Consider the following 20,400-nt stretch of genomic DNA (forward strand, 5'->3'; position numbering starts at 1 on the left):
CGGTCCAAGTAATATTTAAATCGTTTGGTATAGGGGTAAGTCTTGCAGATAAAATATGTGAGAAATAACTATAAGAGGAGAGAGTAACAAAAATGATACATAGAATTATGACTATCTTTTCTTTTTTTAAATATAGACAAACACTATAGGGGATTAGTATAAATAGTAACTTTACCGATTCATGAGCAGCAATCGTTGCTAATAGAACCGGCAAAGCAAAGTAGATTATTTTATGTCGGATATTTGTAAGCCAAATAGCTCTTTCACCTTCTCTTCAAAAGGTGCCAATTCCTCATTTGAAGCACCGCTGTCACGTAGCTTATTTAATAGTTCGACGTACAGCGCCATTTTCTCATTGCTTAAGAAGTCAATCTTACGATCATCAAAAGGAACATGAACAACATTAACACCAGCTTGCTTAAACAATTCAATGGCATACTCGTTGTTTTTGTAATCCGTTGCGTAATATAAATTATGAATTCCTGATTGAATAATAGATTTTGTACAAGGTAGACAAGGGAAATGCGTCACATATAAATCTGCACCATTTGTTGATGTGCCGTATTTTGCACATTGCAATAATGCGTTTGTTTCTGCATGCACTGTACGAACACAATGGTTATCCACAACGTAACATCCTTTATCGATACAATGGTCATCTCCAGAAATCGAACCGTTATAGCCCCCTGCAATAATACGTTTATCACGGACAATTGTCGCACCAACAGCTAATCTTGTACATGTACTTCTTAATGCTAATAAATGGCTTTGTGCCATGAAAAATTGATCCCAAGTAATACGCTCCATATGAATGCCTCCTGAATTAATCGTTCTACTATAAATTTAGCCATAATCAACTAAAACCGTCAATGGATCATTTATTGAACAGTAATAAAGTCGCGTAAATTTTCAAACGTTTTATCGCCAATTCCTGAGACATTTTTTAGATCTTCTATCATTTTGAAAGGACCGCTGTCATCACGATAGCTTAAAATCGCTTTTGCCTTTGAAGGGCCGACTCCGTTTAAAGTCATAAGTGCTGCTTCATCAGCCGTATTTAAATTGACCTTATCTGACTGACTACCAGTTTGACCACCACTACCTGATTGAGTAAAGGGGGTGGTAGTCGATTGTTGAACACTAGCAATCTCTTGTATTTCCGAAGGTTCTTCACCTATTTTGGGTACATAAATAACCATTTCATCTTGCAACCTCTGGGCATGGTTGATACTTACTGAATCAGCATTTTTTGAATAGCCTTCAGCAAGTAAAATTGCATCAATCACTCGACTGTCTGCAGATAATGAGTAAACACCTGGGTTTTTGACTGCACCTTTGACATCCACAATAATGGATGTATCCGCAATAATACCTTGTGACTCATGTTGCTCTTTATTTAATGGTTCTTCCACTTTTGTTTTTTCTGGGATTGTTTCGAAAATGTCGGTTTGGGGAGTGTCCGACTGGTTTTGGGAGAAGTAGAAATAAAAAAAGCACGACAAAATCAAGATCCCTGGGAGGAGATACTTTTTGCCATACTGCTTCAAAAAAGAAGGAATTAGTCCGCACCATCCTTTCTTTTCAGAAGGCATAACATACGAAGCTAATTCCATATTATAGTATTTTATAGTAATTGAAAAGAGATTATTTCACAGCGTGGAAGAATAATCGTTCAGATTCTGCTTCTGGTGCTTCTTCCGTATAATCTGCTGTAATTGACACATTAGAAAATCCAGCGTCACTAAGCCATTTAACGTATTGCTCAACAGGAAATGTACGTTGGTAATGGTACTCTTCAAATCGTTCGAAAAGTTGCTCATTTACTTGTACGTAAAACGTCATATCATGGTGTACTGAATGCGGATCTTCCCCTGCCTCTGTATCCCAAATATAAGTAATTTCTCCGTCATCATACGTAAATGGACCATCTAAGAAAATGACATCCATTTTGAATAATGAATGAACATCAAAGAATAAATGACCACCATCACATAGTGACTCATAAATGCGTTCAAATGTAGCTACCACTGCCTCTTCATCTTTTAAATAGTTCAAGGAATCAATTGGAATCGTAACAACATTTAAATCAGAAAACCCATCTAGCTCGTCCATTGATTGACAAAACAATGGAATAGTTAGTTGTTCTTCCATAAAGCGTTCACTTGCAATCGCTAGCATTTCTTCCGATAAATCGACACCACTAACAGCATATCCTTGTCGTGCAAATTTTGCAGCCATTACGCCCGTACCACAACCAACATCTAATAATTTTGGTGCATTTGTGCTCGGTGCATGTTTCACTACCCAATCTACATACTGATCATACGGGATATCTGTCATTAATGTATCGTATACTTCGGCAAAACGCTGGTAACTACTCATAGCTCATCAACATCGACGAATGGAGCATCTCCCCATAAGCGTTCCAAGTTATAAAAAGTACGTTCATCACGGTGGAATACGTGTGCCACAACATCTCCCATATCTACTAATACCCAGCGAGCTGCGTCAAAACCTTCTATACGTTTTACTTCATAGCCTTCTTTATGTGCTACATCTACCATTTCACGTGCAATTGCTTGCACTTGACGATCAGAATTGGCATGACAAACGATAAAATGATCTGCTAATGGTGAAATTCCTTGCATATTCATTACGACAATATCCTCCGCACGTTTGTCGTCTGCGGCTTTATATGCAAGTTGTAGTAAAGTTTTAGTCATTCTTTCACTTGTCCTCTCTTTAACATCAAATCGTTATAACATTTGAATGAATCCGGATATACCGGCTGATTTTTATTTATTAAAAACATGATGGAATGACGTATACACGCAATCATCACTTCGTTTAAATCGTCACCTTTTGCAGCAGCACGTAATTCTTCTACACCAGGATATCGACGATTTGGCTCTATCATATCTGAAATATAGACAATCTTCTCTAAATCACTCATCTCTTTACGTCCTGTTGTATGGTAGCAGATGGCGTTTAGTATGTCTTGATCTTCTATTTTATATTCTTTTTTCGCAACATAAGCTCCCATTGGTGCATGCCAAAGTTCATGATGGTATTTTAATAGAGTCGGATCCATCTCTTTATCGATAATTTTCGATTTCATCCAATCTCGATCAGCATACTTGCATGAATCATGAAGAATTGCTGCTGTTTCTGCTTTTTTTGGATCGCTCCCAAAGCGTTCTGCCAATGTAATTGCCGTTTCAGTAACACCAATTGTATGGATATAACGTTTTTCGGGCATACGGTCTTTCATCGCTAATAATAATTCATCGCGTTCCATATAACCCTTCCTCTCGTATATACTGTTCAACTTCTGTTGGTACTAAAAAAGTAATTGTGCGATTTGTCTGCACCCGCTCTCGAATTATAGTTGAAGATAACTCAATAAGTGGCGCATCTATTATTTGCACGGGGTATGTTGTTTCTGCTTTCGAATGAGGACGTTTAACACCAACGAACTTCACAAACTCTAGTAGTTCATCAATTTTATACCAGTGATCAAGCATATCTATCATATCGCCACCGATTATAAAATAAAATTCAGAGTCAGGTTCACTTGCAGTTAGCTTCCTCATTGTTTCATACGTATATGAAATGCCACCACTTTCTATCTCAAAAGGCTCAAGTTTAAAGTGCTCATACGAAGCAATAGAAAGCTCCGTCATTTTCATACGGTCTTCAGCAGTGGCATCGTTAGTCGTTTGCTTATGAGGTGGTATGGCATTAGGCATGAACCTTACTTCATCTAGCCCAAGTGCATCATATACTTCATTTGCCATTATTAAATGTCCATTATGAGGTGGATTGAACGTACCACCTAATAAACCAATTCGTCGCATAAAACCAAATCCTTATTTAGATTTTGGTAATTCAATACGTTTGTTATCACGAGATTCTTTATATAATACAACTGTTAATCCAATTAATTGCACAAGTTCTGCACGAGCACCTTTAGCTAATGCTTCTGCTACTTCATGCTTATCTTCTTCACAGTTATCTAAAATACGAACTTTCAATAATTCGCGTACTTCAATTGCTTCTTTAATATGTTTGATTAAAGCGTCATTCACTCCGCCTTTACCTACTTGGAAAATTGGATTTAAATGATGTGCTTCCGCACGTAAAAAACGTTTTTGTTTACCTGTTAACATTATTTCCTCCTAATTGCTCCGTTAACGACTCTTTCATAGAAGTCGTATTAGGGAACTGTCCTAACCAATGATTAAATGCTAAAGCACCTTGATGAACGAACATTCCTAATCCTGTCACCACGGTTGCCCCGCGTTGTTCTGCCGCCTGTAAAAAAGGCGTCATTAAAGGATTATACACAATATCCGCCACAATTGCTTTAGTTGCGAGCTGATCTAGTTCAAATGGCAGTTGTAATGTACCATTTTGTAGACCAGCTGGTGTTGTTTGAATTAAAATATCATATTCACCTAACGTTGCTTCTGCTTCCTTCAGTGAAATTGCATTTGCACTACTGCCTAACTCCTGACAGATTTGTTCTGCATTCGCTACAGTGCGGTTGGCAATCGTAATCGTTTGATAACCAGTATGTTGCAGCGCAAAGGCAATACCTCTCGCTGCTCCACCAGCTCCAATTAATAGCACACTGCCATCACGGTGAGTGTCTCCAATTGCTTCTTCCAGTGAACGTACAAAGCCTAGACCATCTGTATTATAGCCTTTTAACTTGCCACCCACTTGTCTAACAACCGTATTCACAGCACCCATTTTTTCCGCCATTGTATCAAGCTCATCTAGAAATGGGATGATCGCAGTTTTATGTGGGATTGTCACATTCCAGCCACTTGCTCCAAGCATTTTCAAAGACTTTATAGCGTCTTCTAATTGCTCAGGTAACACATGGATTGGTAAATAAGCTGCATCTAAATTTTCTTCTGAGAACCACTGATTGTGCATTACCGGAGACATCGAATGCTCGATAGGATCTCCGATAACTGCAAACCATTTTTTCATATCAAAATCCTCCTAAATAAGAGATGGACGAATTTGAACTTCCACACCTTTAGGAGCATATGCTGCAATGACAACATTTGCATTTTGAACGGTAATCCAACCTAAACCAGAAAAGACGATATCTGTTTTTGCTTCTTTAATAGAGAATTCATAACGCACTAACTCTGGCAATTGATCGATATACTTTTCAGAAGGTGGAGCTAATAACTCACCTCTATGGGTTTCATATAAGTCATCTGCTTTTTCTAATTTTGTACGATGAATCTGTAAATCATTTGCAATATGAACAGTGAATGCAGCACGAGAACCTTGTATAAAATCAAAGCGTGCTAATGCACCAACAAATAATGTTTGGCCTTCGTTCAATTGGAATACTTTTGGTTTTATTTCTTTTTTCGGCATAATATATTTAAGTTCAGACGGATCTAAATAATGTGCCATTTGATGATGATTAATAATTCCTGGAGTATCAAAGATTGCTTTACCATCCTCTAAAGGAATTTCAATCATATCTAAAGTTGTTCCAGGGAAATAAGATGTCGTAATCACTTCTTTTTCACCTGTTGCCTGTTTTATAATACGGTTGATAAAAGTTGATTTACCAACATTCGTACAACCAACTACATATACGTCTTGTCCACGACGATATTCATCGATAGCAGCCATTGCTTCTTGCATGCCCATTCCTTTATGTGCACTTACAAGCATAACGTCAATTGGTTTTAATCCTAATTTCTTCGCTTCTTGCTTAAGCCAGTTAACAACTTTTTGTTTCTTCACTGACTTTGGTAGTAAATCTGCTTTGTTTGCAATTAATAATACAGGATTATTGCCTACAAAACGGTGTAAGCCAGGTAACCAGCTTCCATTGAAATCAAAAATATCAACAATTTTAACGATTAAGCCATTTTGTTGACCTAAACCGTTTAAAATACGTAAGAAATCATCATCCGTTAATGCTACCGGTTGTAATTCATTATAATTTTTCAAACGGAAGCATCGTTGACAGATGATACTTTCCTTTTCAAGAGATGAAGCCGGTGCATAACCTGGCGCTTTTGAATCGTCTGTTTGAATAATTGTTCCACAGCCGATACAATTTGGCATTTCATTCATTTATTTATTCCTCCCAAGTTTTGACACCATGTTTTTTCAAATAATTAAAGACACGTCTTTCGACCATGCGATTAAAGCGTGTGACGAAGCCATCAGAAAGTGCAACTGGCTTCACAAGAATAGTGTGTATGCGAAGACGATTTCCACCAAGGACATCCGTCAGCATTTGATCGCCTACCATGACAACTTCATGTCGCTGCATATTCAGTCTTTTTAAAGCACGCTTAAAAGCATTCCCCATTGGCTTTCGAGCATTGAAGATATATGGTAGCTCTAACGGATCAGCAAATGCTTTTACACGAAGCTCTTTGTTATTTGAAACGATCATTACTTGAATACCTGCTTCACGAATTATTTTCAGCCATTCGATTAGCTTTTCAGTCGCATCTGGACGATCCCATTCGACAAGTGTATTATCCAAATCTGTAATAATTCCGCGAACACCAAGTTGCTTTAGTTTGTCAGGTGTAATTTCATAAATTGATGTGACAAATTCTTTTGGCATTAAAAAGTTATACAAATCATGTTCCCCTTATCTATCATAGTCAACGTTATTTAGTGTTTAATCACTAAACTAGACGTATTCTCTTTAATTCACTTTATCGATTATAACATATGTGCGAACGCTTCTCCCACACGAATCCGTCCATCTTTCACAACATTTTCAAGGAATACCGCACGATTCTTTTCAAAAATCATGACAACTGTCGAACCAAAAGTGAAATAACCAACTTCTTCACCCTTTTCCCAAGTGTCCGACGTATTCGTCAATTGAATAGAATTTACGAACATTGCACCTACTTTTATCACTTCACAATGAGCGCCACTATTCGTTTTTAGCTCTGTAACACTACGATAATTGCCAGAAATCGGCTTATCACCATATGTAAGACCAGTGCCGTTAACTGGATATGACTTCGCACCAAGTATATATTGGCGAACAACTTTCCCATCAATCGGACTATGAATACGGTGATAATCTCTAGGACTTAAGTAAAAAACAATATATTGGCCATTTTCAAATGTTTTCGCATGCTCTTCCTTACCTAAAAGATCGACTAAATCATAGGTTTTCCCTTTTACAAAAAACGATGTATTATTTTCAATCGTTCCAAACGATTCTATTTTTGCATCAACAGGACTTACATACATTTCTGGATTATAATCAATTGGTCTTGCTTCTGACACGAGTTTACGTGTGAAGAAATCATGTAAACTCGTAAAAGATTGCATGTTTTTTGAAACCTCGCCCGTTTCAATATCGTATATATCAATATAGGACGGTATTATCTTCTTACTTATAGCCGATGTGGTAAAGCGTTTTAATAGCACCGAAGACCATTTACCATTCGTTAGTTCAATCGCTTTTTGATAAAGTTTTTCTTTCATCATGCATTGTCCTCCATTTCAAAAAAGATTTACGGAAACTTATAAAAGAAGTATAATGTTCTAATACTGAATAACAAAGGAGTGTTGTCCATTGTTTTTACTTCACATGGTGGATACCACAGTTAAAAAAATGAAATCACATTTAGCAAACTTAATCACTATTGGAAATCTATCTTTTGGTGGTGCGTCAATTATGGCTACCATCAATGAATCATACGAATACAGTGTGTTATTTATTTTTATAGCTGCCCTGCTAGATCGCTACGATGGAAAAGTAGCACGAAAATATAACCAAGAATCGGCATTAGGTAAACAACTTGACTCAATGAGTGATATTATATCATTCGGCGTTGCCCCTGCGTTATTAATGTACGAAGTGGTAGTGAGCCAATTTGGCACAGTCGGAATGGTAGTGACTGTCATGTACATGGCTTGCGGTGCATTTAGACTAGCCCGTTTCAACATTACAGAATCGAATGGCTTTTTCACTGGCCTGCCTATTACAGCGGCAGGTGCTATCTTAACTGCCTCATTCTTTTTTATATCTATACTTTCAACGGTATTTTACATGTTTTTGTTCCCGATTTTATCTATTTTAATGATAAGTACTTTTTCTTTGAAAAAAGTTTGAAGAAATGTCTAAAGCGTCCAATTAAATTGGGCGCTTTTTTACGTACTTAGACAACCACATGCTGTCATATATTGATGAACGATGACAGAAAGGATGTCTGAAATGAGTACTTTATTAACCGCCATCATCCAATTTTGGATGGAAATACCCTCACTTGTCGGCTACTTGAAAGGTCAGGCGTTCCCTCAACCATTTTCAAAAGAAGAAGAGGCCCTTTGTTTGGAGCGCTATTTAGCAGGTGATGAACAAGCGAAACTTGAACTTGTCGAAAGAAACATGCGTCTTGTCGCCCATGTCGTGAAAAAATTCCATCCTAAACACGAGCAACTTGATGATTACATTTCCATCGGTACTATTGGTTTAATGAAAGCTGTTAGTAGCTTTACACCGGATAAGAAAACACGCTTAGCTACTTATGCCGCACGCTGTATTGAAAATGAAATACTAATGTTCTTAAGAGCTCAGAAAAAAGTACAGAAGGATGTTTCTTTATATGAACCAATAGGTACAGATAAAGACGGTAACGCATTAGAAATAACAGACTTACTACAAAGTGATGAACGACCAACTGATGTACAGATTGAGCAACAAGAGGAGGAACAGCATTTATATAGACATCTCGATAAATTGGATGAACGGGAACTTGAAATTATTCAAAATCGGTATGGATTAGGTACCTTTGAACCTTTGACTCAAAAAGAAATAGCAAAAAAACTAAGTATTTCTAGAAGTTACGTTTCTCGCATTGAAAAACGTGCATTGATCAAACTCTATCAATATTTTAAACATGAAAAAAACTCCCTCTGAGAGGCATCTCAGAGAGAGCTTACTAGTTATTTAAGTTAGTCAGTTGTTTCAGCTGTAATAATTAAACTAGCAATCGCTGTAATCGCCATTGCTCCTGCCATTAAAAATACCATGCCAAATCCTCCTAACATCCCTAGATTAATGTGTAGCATCCCTACAACTATTTTACCATTAGGATGTTCTTTAGATCTGATGATATATGAACAACTTCTGTCAAATAATAGGCGTAATTGTGAACATTAAAGTTTTTCAATAACGCGTAACACGATTTCAGTTGAATGTTTTGCAGCCACTGGTAAAAATTCCTCAAAACTAATATTCGATTCTTTACCTGCAATATCAGATAACGCTCGAATAACGACGAATGGTGTACCGAATTGATGACATACTTGTGCTACTGCTGCCGCTTCCATTTCAGCAGCCTTCATTTGTGGGAAGTGGCCTCTAACACGCTCTACACGTTCAGGATCGTTCATAAATGAATCTCCTGTTGAAATAAGTCCTGTTGCAAATTGATGTTCCCCAAGCTCTGCTACGGCTTCCTCAGCAACTTTACGAAGCTTCTCATCTGCTTTAAAAGCAGTAGGCATTTGTGGTACTTGTCCCATTTCATAACCGAAGATAGTGGCATCTACGTCATGATGTCGTACTTCATCAGATATAACAACAGCTCCAACTTCTAAGTTTTCATCAAAGCCACCTGCTGAACCTGTGTTAATCACAACATCGGGTTTAAATTGGTGTAACAAAATTGTCGTAGACATCCCTGCATTGACTTTACCAATTCCACTTTTAAGTAAAATAACCTCATGCCCTTTATATGTACCTGTTGTATATTCACTATTTGCGATTGTTGTTGAAGTTGTATTTTCAAGTGTTGCACGTAGAAGTTCTACTTCTTCTTCCATTGCACCAATAACTGCGATTTTCATATTTCTCCGCCTTTCTTTTTTCGACACTTCTCTAAACATAAAACAAAAGGCGTCCATCCGTCAAGAGTGAGGATGACGCCTTTTCAATTTCTTAAAAGAGATTATTAATTTGTTTTTGGTAAAGTATTTAGAACTTCCATTTTCGTTGGTTTCCAGCCTTTATTTTTTATCCATTTCATATAAACACGATACTTATCTTTTTTATCTTTTGATGAAACAGTCCCTATTGCTGTATCAGGACTTCCACCATTTTTAAGATACCAAACAATCATTTCATCTTCGTTTAAACCGGTTGTTGAAGCAAGTGTAGCAACCTTCTCTTTCCAGTCTGTTGAATTAGAATCGTAACTAGAATTATGCGGTGCATCTGATTCCTTTTGAGACGTAGCAGTTGGTTTCCAGTTTGAGTCTTTGATGACTTCTTTAACAATTGGATCATCCGAATCTTCTTTTTTAGCTGTTGAACTATTTGTTTTATCTTCTGATAAATTTGAATTACTATCTGTAGAAGTATTACTATCTGTAGAAGTATTACTATCAGTTTGTGTTTGGTCTACGGAGTTATCACTCTCTGTATCTTCTTCAGTACTAGTAGTATCTTCTACATTATTATTCTCTTTATCATTGTCTTCCGTTACATTTGTTTCTTCTGGCTCGTCTGACTCATCTTCCTCTTTTGCAGGTTGTTTAATAACAGGTTTTTCTGTCTGTACTTTATCCGTTTCTTTTGCAGTGTCTTTGTCATCCGATTTGTCACCTAGTATAATCATAGTCGCTACTACAAGTATAAGTAGTACAACGACACCTATTAGTCCATTTAATACTTTATCCATTTTTTTCTTTTTATCTTGTGGTCGATTAGATTGTGGGTTATATCGACGTTTCGTCTCAGCCATTTTGATTCCCCCTATGTAAAATCTCTCCTATATCGTAACACGAATTGTTTCATTGTCCCAAACAAAAAAAGCTTATCCATTTAGAATAAGCCTTTTTGCATAATGATTTTATTTGATTGTGATGATACGTACGTCCATGTCTCCACCAGGAGTAGTAACTTTTAACTCTTCTCCTACTTTACGGCCTAGAAGACCTTTAGCGATTGGTGAGTCATTTGAGATAAGACCTTCGATTGGGTCTGCTTCTGCAGAACCTACGATTGTGTAAGTTTCTTCATCGCCATCTGGAAGCTCTAAAAATGTAACCGTTTTACCAATTGCTACAAAATCATTACTCAGTTGGTCTTCTGTGATGATAACAGCATTACGGATCATTGCTTCAAGAATCGTGATACGACCTTCAACAAATCCTTGTTCATCCTTAGCCGCATCATACTCAGAGTTTTCAGAAAGGTCGCCGAAACTACGAGCTATTTTAATACGCTCTACTACTTCTTTACGTTTCGTTGAGATTAAGTACTCTAATTCATCTTGTAATTTCTGTTTACCCGCTGCTGTCATTGGGTATTGTTTTTCATTTGACAAAGTATTTCACTCCTTAGATAATTCACTACTTAATAAAAATACTATGCCGCTTCTATGAAAAGAATGCGACATAGTTTTTATGAAAATATTGCCAATCCATAAATATCATATTACACAATAGTTTCAGATTCAAGAATTGTTTTAATTTTTGTAACCATTAAATCGATTGCCACTTCATTTTGACCACCCTCAGGGATGATAATATCAGCATATCGCTTTGTTGGTTCGATGAATTGATTGTGCATTGGACGGACAACAGATAAGTATTGGTCAACTACCGAATCGATTGAGCGGCCACGCTCATTAATATCACGAACAATACGACGGATAATACGTAAGTCAGAATCAGTATCCACAAATAACTTAATATCCATTAAATCGCGTAGACGTTCATCTTCCAAAACTAAAATTCCTTCTAAAATAATTACATCTTGTGGTTCGATGTGAATTGTTTCTTTTGCTCGTGTATGTAGAGCATAGTCATACACTGGTTTCTCTATGGCTTGTCTATTTAATAGACGTTTGACATCTTCAATTAATAAATCTGTATCAAAGGCATTAGGATGATCATAGTTTGTAGATAAACGTTGTTCAAACTCTAAATGACTTTGGTCTTTATAATAATAGTCTTGTTCAATAACAACAACTGAGTGTTCTTTAAATACATCATGGATAGCATGTGTAACACTCGTTTTACCTGAACCCGAACCACCGGCAATCCCAATTACAACAGGGCGTTTTTTACTCATTATCGGGTCTCCTTACGCATCATATTATGTGGGAATAATTCTTGTTCGCATTTAAAGCGAACAATTTGTAACGGATGACGTGCTGCGTCAAGTGCATTGCCGTCCTCATCCCAAACTTCATCTAGTGTTACTCGGAAATTTTCAATTTCAGGACCGAAAAATTCCACTTCTTCACCTGGTTTAAAGAAGTTACGTTGTTGCAATGTAACCATTTTTGTTTCTTTATCATAATCAAGCACCATACCGACGAAATCATATTTCGTTTGTTTACCATGCTCACCAAACATTTGTTGCTCGTAACTTGGCTCTCCTTCAAAGAAAGATGATGCCGTTTCACGATTAGCACATTTATCTAGTTCCTCTAACCAAGCTTTATCGATTTTGAAGTTATCTGGGTCTGCACAGTATGCATCCATTACTTTACGATATACGCTCACAACTGTTGCTACGTAATGAATGGATTTCATACGACCTTCTACTTTTAATGAATCGATTCCAAGTTCAATAATTTTAGGAATAGATTCGATTAGTTTTAAATCTTTTGGACTCATAGCAAATGCTTCATCATTTTCAGTAAACAATGGTTTTTCAACACCATCTTTTACTTCATATAAATCATAATCCCAACGGCATGATTGACAACAACCACCGCGGTTAGAATCACGTGCTGTCATATGGTTAGATAACACACAACGTCCACTATAGGCGATACACATTGCACCATGAACGAAAGACTCGATTTCGATATCAACTTTTTCTTTCATTAGCTTGATTTCCTCAGCACTTGTTTCACGAGCCAATACAACTCTGTGTAAACCTTCTTCTTTCCAATACTGTACTGCCTTCCAGTTGGATAGAGATTGCTGTGTACTTAAATGAATTTCAATCTTCGGTGCCACTTCACGACATGTTTCAATAATAAGTGGATCTGCCACGATAATACCTGTAATACCTGCTGATTCTAGGTCACGTAAGTAATCTTCAAGACCGTCCATGTTTTCATTATGCGCAAAGATATTTGTTGTGACATAGATTTTAGCGCCATATTTTTTTGCAAATTCAACACCTTCACGCATTTCGTCAATGGAGAAGTTGCCTGCATTTGAACGTAAACCAAATTCGCGTCCGCCGATGAAAACAGCATCTGCACCGTAGTGTACAGCTATTTTTAATTTTTCTAAGCTACCTGCTGGTGCCAATAATTCAGGTTTTCGCACGATGACTCTTTTGCCATCAATGATTTCGCTGATGCGATCATTTTGTATGATTGTCAAAGTGAACCTCTCCTTTCTTAATAGACTGTTTCCTTAAAGTAGAATCCAGTATCTAATGGACGAATTGCTGGTTGAATTTCTTCAATTTTTGCTAATAAGTCATTTTTAATATCGAAATAGCTGTCAGCTGATTCCGCATAAGCATCGATTGCCTTACGGTAACATTCTGTTACAGTAACAACATATTCAGGTGATTGCAGTACACCTTCAATTTTAAATGAATCAATTCCCGCTTCAAATAACTCATCTAATTCATCAATAATACACAAATCATTTGGACTGAAAATGTGTGTACCATTTAAATCCTCATAAATCGGATATTTGTTATTACGTTCATCATCATGTAAGAACATATTACGATTTTCTTTACGATTTTCTACTTCCATTGCTTTATCTTGATATAAGAAATAGTTACCCAGTAATGATCGTTTTGATTGGAACATACAAGTCATACCATGAACTTGTACTTCGATTTCAAATTTCGTGTTTTCTTTAATTTCAATTACTTCATCCATGCTTAACTCACGAGCTAAAACTGTACGCGTTGCTCCGCGTTTACCCCAATAGTCTGCTTGGAACCAGTTTGTTGCAATAGTTTCCGGATTCCAATGTAGTGGAATCGTCACTTCTGCTTCACGTCGAGCAATAATCATAGCAGGATCGCCGAAAACGATTGCATCTACGCCAATTTCCGCTAATTTTCGCATATATGGTGCAAGTGCGTCTACTCGGTCATTATGGAAAATAGCATTCATCGCTACATATACTTTTTTTCCTGCTGCATGAATTTTCTCAGTTGCTGCAGCTACTTGTTCTATTGAAAATTCACCTGCTAAACGTAGACCGAATTGTTGTTCACCTATTAAAAAAGCATCCGCTCCAGCTTGGATGAGTGCTTCAACATGCTCAACAGATTGTGGTGTAACGAGTAATTCAGGTTTCTTCATGAATGGTCACCTCTTTATACATATCAATAAACCGTCTCCTACTGGGAAGAATGTGGATTTATAATCAGGATGATTAATAATCCAATCTGCAAAATGATGTAGGTTACGGATCATCGTTCTTTTTCTTCTTGGTACTTCCTTCATATCTAAATCTGATAGGCCATGCATGTACATATTATCGATATATAGTATACCGCCAGAACGAACTAGGGGACTATATTTGTCGAAAAAGCGTTGGTACTGACCTTTTGCCGCATCAATAAAAACAGCATCAAAAGTTGGATGATTACTTTCCACATCCACTTCTAACGCATCCCCTTCAAGTAACTCAATATTCTCTTTAGCAACCGATTGTACGATAAATTGTTTTGCATGTTGAATGCGTAGGGCATCACGTTCAATCGTCACAACCTGGCATTGTGGTAATGTCTCTGCCATACGAATAGCGGAATAGCCAATAGCCGACCCTATTTCTAATATAGATGATGGCTGTTGTATTCGCAGCATTTGAAGCAATATCTCGATTGCAGGTAATTGCATAATTGGTACGTGGTTCTCTTCAGCGAAGCGTTCCATTTCCATTAGCAATTCTGATCTTGGTTGGATGAAGGTTTGAATATATGAATCCGAAATGTTCATACTTTCATAGCTCCTTAAGTATCAAAAATACACTTTATATTATCATGAAAATAGAAGAAAAGCGAGTGGTGCTTTTCTTCTACAGTTTGTTACTTAATATATTTGTCAACATTCTTTAGATGTTCTTCGTACTTTTCAGCGAAATGATTGATACCATTTTTGTCCGCTAAGAAATACAAGTATGGCGTTTCAGCTGGGCTAATTGCCGCATCTAATGATTCTTTACCTGCATTGGCTATCGGTCCAGGTGGTAAACCTTTTACTTTATATGTGTTATAAGGATTATCTACCTCTAAATCTTTATATAAGACACGGTCCTTATGCTCACCTAATGCATATAAAACTGTCGGGTCTGTTTGTAACGGCATACCGGCTTCAAGTCGGTTATTGAAAACACTTGCGATTGTTTCTCGGTCGGTTTTAGCAGTAGCTTCACGTTCAAGTAATGAGGCAAATGTTAAAAATTCATGAACAGACATACCTTTTTCTTTTAACTGCTCACTATATTGCGTTACAACTGTATTTGTTTGAGCAATCATTTGATCTACAATTTCTTCTAAAGAAGGTTCTTCTTCAAAAAATGCATAGGTTGATGGATATAAATAACCTTCTAGTGCATAACGAATATTTTTATTATTTACTTTTTTCGTAATCAGTTCTGGGTATTTTGCTTTCATCTTCTTAACGAAAGATTTGCTTGTTACAAGCTCCATAAATTCATCTGAAGAATACTGCGTACCCTTAGCAACGCGATCGCCAATTTGATTTAGAGTCAAACCTTCTGGAATGATGAGAGAGAAAGCAGGTTGACGATAGACCTTACCGGTTTTTAAACTTTGAATAATTTCATCGATCGTCATTGATTTTGTTAATTTATATGAGCCAGCTTGGAACTCTGATTCATTTTTAAATTTTGTGTAGTATTTAAAAACTTTAGCATCTTTAATGATGTTCTTTTTCTCAAGACTGGTTGCGATAGAATCGAGCGTAGAACCAATAGGCACTTCAAACTTCACTGACTTATTAGAATCAGGATCCACAGGTTTTAATGCACTAGATACATAAAAATACACGCCCGTACCAATTAAGGCTGTAACAACAATAACGATTAAAGCAATAATGAAAACAATTTTTCGAACGGTTTTCACTTCCTTTTTGTGTTCTTTCATTTTCTCTAACATTGCTTTTTTTTGAGATTCCTGGTCCACTAGCTGTCCTCCTATTACTTATTTAAACTATTATCATAAAGAAAAAGCGGAATGAAAAAACCATTCCGCTTTCATAAAGGCTTACAGTTACTCTTCACCGAATTCAGCGTCAAGCGTGTTCAATACTTCTTCAACCATATCCCACTCTTCATCTGTTTCGATTTCTTCAATCGATTCAAGTTCACCGTCTTCTGATAATATAGTTTTAGCAGCGAAAACTTCTACTTGTTCACCCTCTGCAACGCCCTCTTCATAATAAAGAACGTATGATTGTTCAGTAGCATCTACTGAAAATTCATAAAGCACGGCATATGTGTGTTCGTTGCCTTCTTCATCGATTAGATGGATATGTTTATGATCGTGTTCTTGTTCATTTGACATGCTTTTCACCTCTTGTTTAAATTAAAAATTATTCAGCGTCGATATCTTCATCAAGCTCATTTACAACTTGCTCGATTAAATCCCATTCAGCTTCTGTTTCGATTGGAGCTAATTCACCGTCTTGACCATCTTCAGAAGGAGTGAATGCTGATGCAAAGATTTCTACTTCGCCTTCTTCATCTTCAGTACCGATTACGTAATAAAGTACGTAAGATTTACCGAATTCTTCTGAGTCAAATGTATGAAGTACTTCACATAATTGTTCGTTGCCCTCTTCATCTACCACTGTGATATTGCGTTGTTCTTGTTCGTTTTCGTTTGTCATAATATATTCACCTCATAATTGTTTTCGGTCTAAAAATCCTTGAAGGATCATAACCGCAGCCATCTTATCAATAACTTTTTTTCGATCTTTGCGACGGACATCTGCTTCAATTAGCAAGCGCTCCGCAGCCATCGTTGTTAGACGCTCATCCCATAATGTTACCTTTAATGAGAAGGTCTCCTCTAATAGCTCTTTATAGCGTTGAGAAGCTTCTCCTCTTGGGCCAACAGTATTGTTCATATTTTTGGGGAATCCAACAACGAATTCCGTTACTCCATATGATTGGACAAGTTCACGAATTCGGTCAATACCAAATTCTTCGTTTTCTTCGTCGATTTTTACAGTTTCAATTCCTTGAGCAGTCCAACCTAGTGCATCACTAATTGCTACTCCAACTGTTTTAGAACCAACATCTAAACCCATTATTCTCATCATTATGCCTCGTTATTCTTTTTAATGTAGAACTTCACAAGTTCTTCTAGTATTTCGTCACGCTCAAGCTTGCGAATTTTGTTACGAGCCTCTTGATGACGAGGAATATATGCCGGATCACCTGACAGAAGGTAACCAACAATCTGATTAATCGGATTATACCCTTTTTCTTCTAGTGCCGCATGAACATGAAGCATAGTTTGCTTTACTTCTTGTTCCATAGATTCTTCGGGAAAATTAAATTTCATCGTTTGATCGAACGAACTCATGCTCAGCACCTCACTTTAAGTTTTTGAAAGTATAAAAAATCTTCTATTCATAGTAAGTATAACGTATTAGAGCTACCTTTTAAATAGATTTTACATAATCATAAACAGATTCAAGCGCTTCTGCAAGTTTAGAGCCATCTTTTGCCCCAGCCATCGCCATATCTGGGCGACCGCCACCTTTACCACCGCATTGTTCTGCTACTTGTTTAACGATATTTCCAGCGTGATAGTTCCCACCAGCTATGTCTTTTGTAACACCTGCGATAAGCATTACTTTATCGCCTTCAGTTGCACCTAAAACAATAACGCTGTTAGTCATTTTCTCTTTTAGATCATCCATTAATTGTCGTAATTGATTGTTGTCTTTTGCTTCTACTTTAGTAGCAAGAACTGTGACTTCACCAATTTCTTTTGCAGCAGATAAAACATTTGACGCTTGAGCGTTCGCAATTTTAGAAGATAGTGCAGCATTTTCGCGTTGTTGTTCTTTGTAATCATGTTGTAAACCTTCAACACGAGCAACTAAATCTTTAGGATTAGCTTTTAATAATGCTGCTGCTTGCTCTAGAATATGTTGCTCTTCTTTCGCTGCAACGAAAGCTGCTTTGCCTGTAACAGCTTCAAGACGGCGAGTACCTGCTCCAATACCGCTCTCAGAAACAATTTTAAAGAAACCAATTTGTGAAGTACGGTCTACGTGAATACCACCGCATAGTTCTAATGAATAGTCGCCTACTTGTACAACACGAACTACATCACCATATTTCTCACCAAACAAAGCCATTGCACCCATTGCTTTTGCTTCATCAATTGCTTTGTTTTCAATATTAACAGCGATATCATCCCAAATTTTTTCGTTCACAATTTGCTCAATTGTTTCTAATTCTTCTCTTGTTACTTGACCGAAGTGAGAGAAGTCAAAACGTAAACGATCTGGTCCTACATATGAACCCGCTTGGTTTACATGATCACCTAATGTGTCTTTTAATGCACGTTGTAATAGGTGAGTCGCTGTGTGATTTTTAATCGTTTGATTGCGAGCATCGCGATTCACAATTGCATGAACTTCATCTTCAATATTCATTTCTCCAGTTTCAACAATAACTGTATGCAAGTTTTGACCGTTCGGTGATTTTTGTACATCTTTTATTGACGCAGTGAATGAGTCATTTGAGATAGTACCATGGTCAGCAATTTGACCACCTGACTCTGCATAAAATGGCGTTTCAGAAAGAATAACTAATACTTCTTCACCTTCAGAAGCTTCTTTTACTTCTTGTCCATTTGCTACGATTGCAACTACTTTTGTATGAGTTGTTAATGTTTCATAACCAACAAATGTACTTTCTTGGTTTAGATTAGCCAATACTTCAGATTGAACATGCATTGAATCGACGTCTTGACGAGCTGCACGAGCACGGTTACGTTGTGCTTCCATCTCTTTTTCAAAACCTTCATGGTCTACAGTCATATTTACTTCTTCAGCATATTCTTCTGTTAATTCAACAGGGAAACCATAAGTATCATATAGGCGGAAAGCGTCCTTACCTGGTACGATAGTTGAGTTTGCTGCTTTTTGCGTTTCAACTACTTCATTAAAAATAGCTAAACCACCGTCTAATGTTTCGTGGAAACGAACTTCTTCATTTTTAATAACACGTTGGATAAAATCTTGTTTTTCTTTTACTTCTGGATAGAAATCCACCATAATTTCGCCAACAGTTGGTACTAAATCATACATAAATGGTTTCTCAATACCTAATTGTTTTGCGTAACGTACAGCACGGCGTAGTAAACGGCGAAGTACATAACCACGTCCTTCGTTTGATGGAAGTGCTCCATCCCCTATAGCAAATGCTACTGTACGAATATGGTCAGCGATTACTTTGAATGCTTCATCTTTGTTTACATCAAGGTGATATTTTTCACCAGAAATACGTTCTGTATGCTCGATAATTGGCATAAATAAATCCGTATCAAAGTTTGTCGGTACATTTTGTACAACAGAAGCCATACGTTCTAGACCCATGCCAGTATCAATATTTTGTTTTGGCAGCGGTGTGTATGTGCCATCAGGATTATGGTTGAACTCTGAGAATACAAGATTCCAGATTTCTAAGTAACGTTCATTTTCTCCACCTGGATATAGTTCTGGATCTGATTCGTCTGCACCGTATGATTCTCCGCGATCATAGAAGATTTCCGAGTTTGGACCACTTGGACCTTCACCGATATCCCAGAAGTTTCCTTCAAGACGAATTAAGCGCTCTTCAGGAATTCCGATTTCATCTTTCCAGATTGTATACGCTTCAGTATCTTCAGGGTGAATAGTAATTGAAAGCTTTTCAGGTTCAAAGCCCATCCATTTTGCATCTGTTAAGAACTCCCAAGCATAGTGAATAGCTTCTTTTTTGAAGTAATCACCGATTGAGAAATTCCCTAACATTTCGAAGAATGTATGGTGACGAGCTGTTTTACCTACGTTTTCGATATCGTTTGTACGGATAGACTTTTGTGCATTTACGATACGAGGATTATCAGGAATAACACGACCATCAAAGTATTTTTTTAAAGTTGCTACTCCTGAGTTGATCCATAATAATGATGGGTCATTAATCGGCACAAGTGGTGCACTTGGCTCTTGTTTATGTCCTTTCTCTTCAAAGAACTCAATATATTTACGACGAATTTCTGCTGCTGTTTTCATTTGCTTATTCCTCCTTTAGACAATAAAAAACCTTCATCCACTATAAAAGGGACGAAGGTTGAAAATTCGCGGTACCACCCTAGTTACAATAGACCGGTCTTGCGTCTATTGT

26 protein-coding genes and 1 other annotated feature (1 of these 27 only partly in view) are annotated in these 20,400 nt (G+C 37.1%); of the genes, 2 read left to right on the top strand and 24 right to left on the bottom strand.

The window, feature by feature from the left end; genetic code table 11:
• Window positions 1–225: 225 nt before the first annotated feature.
• The 11 genes from ACQKM9_RS11325 to ACQKM9_RS11375 form a co-directional block, all read right to left on the bottom strand.
• Window positions 226–807 (bottom strand): ComE operon protein 2, encoded by a 582-nt coding sequence (locus ACQKM9_RS11325; RefSeq protein WP_038187191.1) that lies wholly within the window; start codon window positions 805–807, stop codon window positions 226–228.
• Window positions 808–878: 71 nt separating this feature from the next.
• On the bottom strand, window positions 879–1,412 hold the full coding sequence (locus ACQKM9_RS11330; protein WP_427734463.1) for a helix-hairpin-helix domain-containing protein: 534 nt from the start codon (window positions 1,410–1,412) through the stop codon (window positions 879–881).
• 232 nt (window positions 1,413–1,644) lie between these two features.
• Entirely contained in the window at window positions 1,645–2,382 is a 738-nt protein-coding gene (locus ACQKM9_RS11335; RefSeq protein ID WP_427734464.1) for a class I SAM-dependent DNA methyltransferase, read from the bottom strand.
• Window positions 2,379–2,723, bottom strand: a complete 345-nt coding sequence (gene rsfS / locus ACQKM9_RS11340; protein WP_427734465.1) for a ribosome silencing factor — start codon at window positions 2,721–2,723, stop codon at window positions 2,379–2,381. Before rsfS ends, ACQKM9_RS11335 begins: the two co-directional genes overlap by 4 nt.
• Complete coding sequence (gene yqeK, locus ACQKM9_RS11345; RefSeq protein WP_427734466.1) at window positions 2,720–3,298, bottom strand: bis(5'-nucleosyl)-tetraphosphatase (symmetrical) YqeK; 579 nt, start codon at window positions 3,296–3,298, stop codon at window positions 2,720–2,722. Before yqeK ends, rsfS begins: the two co-directional genes overlap by 4 nt.
• Entirely contained in the window at window positions 3,285–3,857 is a 573-nt protein-coding gene (locus ACQKM9_RS11350) for a nicotinate-nucleotide adenylyltransferase (RefSeq protein ID WP_427734467.1), read from the bottom strand. Before ACQKM9_RS11350 ends, yqeK begins: the two co-directional genes overlap by 14 nt.
• Window positions 3,858–3,869: 12 nt before the next feature.
• Window positions 3,870–4,169 carry a ribosome assembly RNA-binding protein YhbY gene (yhbY, locus tag ACQKM9_RS11355; RefSeq protein WP_427734468.1) on the bottom strand — a complete coding sequence of 100 codons (300 nt, stop codon included), beginning with the start codon at window positions 4,167–4,169 and terminating at the stop codon, window positions 3,870–3,872.
• Window positions 4,156–5,001: a shikimate dehydrogenase gene (aroE, locus tag ACQKM9_RS11360; RefSeq protein WP_427734469.1), complete on the bottom strand. Its 846-nt coding sequence runs from the start codon at window positions 4,999–5,001 to the stop codon at window positions 4,156–4,158. Before aroE ends, yhbY begins: the two co-directional genes overlap by 14 nt.
• Before the next feature lie 12 nt (window positions 5,002–5,013).
• Complete coding sequence (gene yqeH, locus ACQKM9_RS11365; protein WP_427734470.1) at window positions 5,014–6,117, bottom strand: ribosome biogenesis GTPase YqeH; 1,104 nt, start codon at window positions 6,115–6,117, stop codon at window positions 5,014–5,016.
• Window positions 6,118–6,121: 4 nt separating this feature from the next.
• Window positions 6,122–6,637 (bottom strand): YqeG family HAD IIIA-type phosphatase, encoded by a 516-nt coding sequence (locus ACQKM9_RS11370; protein ID WP_427734471.1) that lies wholly within the window; start codon window positions 6,635–6,637, stop codon window positions 6,122–6,124.
• A gap of 86 nt (window positions 6,638–6,723) precedes the next feature.
• On the bottom strand, window positions 6,724–7,506 hold the full coding sequence (locus tag ACQKM9_RS11375) for a phosphatidylserine decarboxylase (RefSeq protein ID WP_427734489.1): 783 nt from the start codon (window positions 7,504–7,506) through the stop codon (window positions 6,724–6,726).
• A 91-nt stretch (window positions 7,507–7,597) separates the two neighbouring features.
• Between ACQKM9_RS11375 and pssA the strand changes: the two genes are divergently transcribed.
• Window positions 7,598–8,137 (top strand): CDP-diacylglycerol--serine O-phosphatidyltransferase, encoded by a 540-nt coding sequence (gene pssA / locus ACQKM9_RS11380; RefSeq protein WP_193740525.1) that lies wholly within the window; start codon window positions 7,598–7,600, stop codon window positions 8,135–8,137.
• 102 nt (window positions 8,138–8,239) lie between these two features.
• The gene (gene sigK / locus ACQKM9_RS11385) at window positions 8,240–8,944 is read left to right on the top strand and encodes an RNA polymerase sporulation sigma factor SigK (RefSeq protein ID WP_427734472.1); all 705 of its coding nucleotides are present in this window, start codon (window positions 8,240–8,242) and stop codon (window positions 8,942–8,944) included.
• Between the two features lie 239 nt (window positions 8,945–9,183).
• Here the strand turns inward: sigK and mtnN are convergent, their stop codons facing one another.
• The 13 genes from mtnN to alaS all read right to left on the bottom strand — a co-directional run bounded on the left by mtnN (window position 9,184) and on the right by alaS (window position 20,288).
• Window positions 9,184–9,876, bottom strand: coding sequence for a 5'-methylthioadenosine/S-adenosylhomocysteine nucleosidase (gene mtnN, locus ACQKM9_RS11390; protein WP_427734473.1), 693 nt, complete (start codon window positions 9,874–9,876; stop codon window positions 9,184–9,186).
• Window positions 9,877–9,980: 104 nt separating this feature from the next.
• On the bottom strand, window positions 9,981–10,772 hold the full coding sequence (locus ACQKM9_RS11395) for a YrrS family protein (protein WP_427734474.1): 792 nt from the start codon (window positions 10,770–10,772) through the stop codon (window positions 9,981–9,983).
• A 108-nt stretch (window positions 10,773–10,880) separates the two neighbouring features.
• Complete coding sequence (gene greA / locus ACQKM9_RS11400) at window positions 10,881–11,357, bottom strand: transcription elongation factor GreA (protein ID WP_427734475.1); 477 nt, start codon at window positions 11,355–11,357, stop codon at window positions 10,881–10,883.
• 110 nt (window positions 11,358–11,467) lie between these two features.
• Complete coding sequence (gene udk / locus ACQKM9_RS11405) at window positions 11,468–12,106, bottom strand: uridine kinase (RefSeq protein WP_038187236.1); 639 nt, start codon at window positions 12,104–12,106, stop codon at window positions 11,468–11,470.
• Window positions 12,106–13,380, bottom strand: coding sequence for a peptidase U32 family protein (locus ACQKM9_RS11410; RefSeq protein ID WP_427734476.1), 1,275 nt, complete (start codon window positions 13,378–13,380; stop codon window positions 12,106–12,108). Before ACQKM9_RS11410 ends, udk begins: the two co-directional genes overlap by 1 nt.
• Window positions 13,381–13,397: 17 nt before the next feature.
• Window positions 13,398–14,327, bottom strand: coding sequence for a peptidase U32 family protein (locus ACQKM9_RS11415; protein ID WP_427734477.1), 930 nt, complete (start codon window positions 14,325–14,327; stop codon window positions 13,398–13,400).
• Window positions 14,328–14,333: 6 nt separating this feature from the next.
• Window positions 14,334–14,966, bottom strand: coding sequence for an O-methyltransferase (locus ACQKM9_RS11420; RefSeq protein ID WP_340708804.1), 633 nt, complete (start codon window positions 14,964–14,966; stop codon window positions 14,334–14,336).
• 89 nt (window positions 14,967–15,055) lie between these two features.
• Window positions 15,056–16,174 carry an endolytic transglycosylase MltG gene (gene mltG, locus ACQKM9_RS11425; RefSeq protein WP_427734478.1) on the bottom strand — a complete coding sequence of 373 codons (1,119 nt, stop codon included), beginning with the start codon at window positions 16,172–16,174 and terminating at the stop codon, window positions 15,056–15,058.
• A gap of 87 nt (window positions 16,175–16,261) precedes the next feature.
• A complete protein-coding gene (locus ACQKM9_RS11430; protein WP_038187247.1) occupies window positions 16,262–16,555 on the bottom strand; it encodes a DUF1292 domain-containing protein in 294 nt (97 codons plus the stop codon).
• A gap of 28 nt (window positions 16,556–16,583) precedes the next feature.
• Window positions 16,584–16,880, bottom strand: a complete 297-nt coding sequence (locus ACQKM9_RS11435; RefSeq protein WP_038187264.1) for a DUF1292 domain-containing protein — start codon at window positions 16,878–16,880, stop codon at window positions 16,584–16,586.
• Between the two features lie 12 nt (window positions 16,881–16,892).
• On the bottom strand, window positions 16,893–17,312 hold the full coding sequence (gene ruvX / locus ACQKM9_RS11440; RefSeq protein ID WP_427734490.1) for a Holliday junction resolvase RuvX: 420 nt from the start codon (window positions 17,310–17,312) through the stop codon (window positions 16,893–16,895).
• A 2-nt stretch (window positions 17,313–17,314) separates the two neighbouring features.
• Complete coding sequence (locus ACQKM9_RS11445; protein ID WP_038187270.1) at window positions 17,315–17,581, bottom strand: IreB family regulatory phosphoprotein; 267 nt, start codon at window positions 17,579–17,581, stop codon at window positions 17,315–17,317.
• Window positions 17,582–17,660: 79 nt separating this feature from the next.
• Window positions 17,661–20,288 carry an alanine--tRNA ligase gene (gene alaS / locus ACQKM9_RS11450; protein ID WP_427734479.1) on the bottom strand — a complete coding sequence of 876 codons (2,628 nt, stop codon included), beginning with the start codon at window positions 20,286–20,288 and terminating at the stop codon, window positions 17,661–17,663.
• Between the two features lie 44 nt (window positions 20,289–20,332).
• Window positions 20,333–20,400: a binding site (T-box leader), on the bottom strand; it runs 147 nt beyond the window's last position.

Origin of the sequence: Viridibacillus sp. NPDC093762 (assembly GCF_050279675.1) — a bacterium.
GTDB lineage: Bacteria > Bacillota > Bacilli > Bacillales_A > Planococcaceae > Viridibacillus.

Excerpts from the sequence above, each read along its gene's own strand:
- ACQKM9_RS11325 (WP_038187191.1), bottom strand. The coding sequence starts at position 807 with ATGGAGCGTATTACTTGGGATCAATTTTTCATGGCACAAAGCCATTTA.
- ACQKM9_RS11335 (WP_427734464.1), bottom strand. The coding sequence starts at position 2,382 with ATGAGTAGTTACCAGCGTTTTGCCGAAGTATACGATACATTAATGACA.
- rsfS (WP_427734465.1), bottom strand. The coding sequence starts at position 2,723 with ATGACTAAAACTTTACTACAACTTGCATATAAAGCCGCAGACGACAAA.
- yqeK (WP_427734466.1), bottom strand. The coding sequence starts at position 3,298 with ATGGAACGCGATGAATTATTATTAGCGATGAAAGACCGTATGCCCGAA.
- ACQKM9_RS11350 (WP_427734467.1), bottom strand. The coding sequence starts at position 3,857 with ATGCGACGAATTGGTTTATTAGGTGGTACGTTCAATCCACCTCATAAT.
- yhbY (WP_427734468.1), bottom strand. The coding sequence starts at position 4,169 with ATGTTAACAGGTAAACAAAAACGTTTTTTACGTGCGGAAGCACATCAT.
- aroE (WP_427734469.1), bottom strand. The coding sequence starts at position 5,001 with ATGAAAAAATGGTTTGCAGTTATCGGAGATCCTATCGAGCATTCGATG.
- yqeH (WP_427734470.1), bottom strand. The coding sequence starts at position 6,117 with ATGAATGAAATGCCAAATTGTATCGGCTGTGGAACAATTATTCAAACA.
- ACQKM9_RS11375 (WP_427734489.1), bottom strand. The coding sequence starts at position 7,506 with ATGAAAGAAAAACTTTATCAAAAAGCGATTGAACTAACGAATGGTAAA.
- sigK (WP_427734472.1), top strand. The coding sequence starts at position 8,240 with ATGAGTACTTTATTAACCGCCATCATCCAATTTTGGATGGAAATACCC.
- mtnN (WP_427734473.1), bottom strand. The coding sequence starts at position 9,876 with ATGAAAATCGCAGTTATTGGTGCAATGGAAGAAGAAGTAGAACTTCTA.
- ACQKM9_RS11395 (WP_427734474.1), bottom strand. The coding sequence starts at position 10,772 with ATGGCTGAGACGAAACGTCGATATAACCCACAATCTAATCGACCACAA.
- udk (WP_038187236.1), bottom strand. The coding sequence starts at position 12,106 with ATGAGTAAAAAACGCCCTGTTGTAATTGGGATTGCCGGTGGTTCGGGT.
- ACQKM9_RS11415 (WP_427734477.1), bottom strand. The coding sequence starts at position 14,327 with ATGAAGAAACCTGAATTACTCGTTACACCACAATCTGTTGAGCATGTT.
- ACQKM9_RS11420 (WP_340708804.1), bottom strand. The coding sequence starts at position 14,966 with ATGAACATTTCGGATTCATATATTCAAACCTTCATCCAACCAAGATCA.
- ACQKM9_RS11430 (WP_038187247.1), bottom strand. The coding sequence starts at position 16,555 with ATGTCAAATGAACAAGAACACGATCATAAACATATCCATCTAATCGAT.
- ACQKM9_RS11435 (WP_038187264.1), bottom strand. The coding sequence starts at position 16,880 with ATGACAAACGAAAACGAACAAGAACAACGCAATATCACAGTGGTAGAT.
- ruvX (WP_427734490.1), bottom strand. The coding sequence starts at position 17,312 with ATGAGAATAATGGGTTTAGATGTTGGTTCTAAAACAGTTGGAGTAGCA.
- ACQKM9_RS11445 (WP_038187270.1), bottom strand. The coding sequence starts at position 17,581 with ATGAGTTCGTTCGATCAAACGATGAAATTTAATTTTCCCGAAGAATCT.
- alaS (WP_427734479.1), bottom strand. The coding sequence starts at position 20,288 with ATGAAAACAGCAGCAGAAATTCGTCGTAAATATATTGAGTTCTTTGAA.